Source organism: Eikenella sp. (genome assembly GCF_057315495.1).
This window is the reverse complement of record NZ_DBHKXY010000026.1, coordinates 1-1,940: the sequence shown is the minus strand read 5'-3', so window position 1 is coordinate 1,940 and position 1,940 is coordinate 1. Positions and strand designations below refer to the sequence as shown.

Annotated in this window: 2 protein-coding genes; both read left to right on the top strand. The window is 55.7% G+C overall.

Annotated features, from left to right (window positions below; genetic code table 11):
- Nucleotides 1–559: 559 nt before the first annotated feature.
- Nucleotides 560–1,525, top strand: a complete 966-nt coding sequence (locus tag ACO6EE_RS04205; RefSeq protein WP_485959458.1) for a DnaJ C-terminal domain-containing protein — start codon at nucleotides 560–562, stop codon at nucleotides 1,523–1,525.
- A gap of 3 nt (nucleotides 1,526–1,528) precedes the next feature.
- Nucleotides 1,529–1,822, top strand: coding sequence for a chaperone modulator CbpM (locus tag ACO6EE_RS04200; protein ID WP_023887636.1), 294 nt, complete (start codon nucleotides 1,529–1,531; stop codon nucleotides 1,820–1,822).
- Nucleotides 1,823–1,940 lie beyond the last annotated feature (118 nt).

The following is a 1,940-nucleotide window of genomic DNA, read 5'->3' as shown; positions in this document are numbered from 1 at the left end:
CTATTCTAAATTTGAGCAGAATCCAAACCCTTGGGGCAGGGGGATGCGCTGCCCTGATGAAAATTCATATGAACAGAAAACAGTTATTTTTGTTAGTAAAGTTTTAATTCCTCCTACTCGACCTCAGTCAGAGGATTCAAAATAACCACTCCGCAAAATCAAGATACTAACCCTGCAACTATTTTAGAGTTCGACAGATTGCAACTAACAGCCGAACACGCATAGTTCGGGAACGCCTCCAACCACATGCATGGCTGCCCCACACACCCTGCCGATACCCGCACAGGCTCAAAAGGCTACCTGAAAAACAGGTTTCCGGTTTTTCAGGTAGCCTTTCCCAACCGCTCAAACAAACCGGCTTGAGTAAGTATGCCTTTTCGCGCGGACACAGGGTTTGCCCGCCGCAAACCGCGTATTGATTTCCCTGTGTCCAGCCCCACCTGTTCTTTGTATTTGCAGCCGCAACACCTCTGCCCTATGGCTTTCAGCAAGCCCTAGCCTCGTGTTCATCGCAAGAGGTGCCTCCTAATTTTTATCCATTCCACAGAATATCCAATATATGAGTGCCAACCAGAAAACCTACTACGACATCCTCGGCGTGGACAAAGATGCCAGCCTGGCCGATATCAAAAAGGCCTACCGCAAGCTGGTGCGCCAATACCACCCCGATGTCAGCAAAGACCCCGATGCCGACCAAAAAACCAGCGAAATCAACCTCGCCTACAACACCCTGAAAGACGAGGCCAAACGCGCCGAATACGATGAAATGCTGGCCAACCCCTTCGGCCGCGCCGGCAGCGCCCACGGCGGCGCCGGTGGTTTCGACCCCGGCCAAGACTTCGGGCAATACTACCACTTCGACAGCAGCCGCTTCGGCGAAGGCCAGCCCTTCGGCAGCGGCGACTTCCGTTTCGACGACATCTTCTCCGCCTTCGGCCACGCCGGTGCAGGCCGCCAGCGCCAAACCGGCCCCATCCCCGGCGAAGACCAGCACGCTGAGCTGACAATCGACCTCGCCGCAGCCTACACCGGCGGCGAACGCTCGCTCAGCCTCGATATGCCCACCCTCGGCGCGGGCGGCCAAATGGCCTATGAGCGCAAAACCCTGCAGGTGAAAATCCCCAAAGGCATCAGCGAAGGCCAGCAAATCCGCCTGCGCGGTCAAGGCCTGCCCGGCTTCAACGGCGGCGCAAACGGCGACCTCTATTTAAAAATCCGCTTCCGCGAAAGCGACACGCTGTATGTGAAAAACCGCAAAGACGTGTACCAGCGCATCGATGTGATGCCCTGGATAGCCGCGCTCGGCGGCAAAACCGCCATCGACACGCCTGCCGGCAAACTCAACATCAACATTCCCGCCAACAGCCGCAGCGGCCAAAACCTGCGCCTCAAAGGCAAAGGCATTCCCGCCAAAGAAGCCGGCGACCTCTACCTCATCATCAACATCACCCTGCCGGAAACTATGAGCGAGGCCGACCGTGCAGCCTGGCGGCAGCTGGCCGAGCATTACGGCGTGAAAGGATAAACCATGAACCGCGAACAAGATATTCAGCTCACCTTCAACGAAATCGTGCGCGCCTGCGACGGCGATGCCGATTGGGTGGTTAATGTAATCGAGGAAGAAATTATTTCTGTACAGGGCAGCCCGCGCGAGGCCGGTTTCAGCGGCTGGCAGCTCGCCCGCATCCGCCGTGCCCGCCGCATCAGCCGCGATTTCGAAGCCAGCGTGCCCGCTACCGCGCTGATTCTGCAACTGCTGGATGAATTGGAAACCCTGCGCAAAGGCCGCTTGGAGGATTCAAACCGAGCTTTGCCGCTGTAATGTCGCTAAGTAAAAAAGGCTACCTGAAACTTTTCAGGTAGCCTTTTTCGTTTTAGCGAATCTCGGCATAAGTAACAAAAAAGGTGCTACTCATCATCAGAAACAGAGAAATAATCCT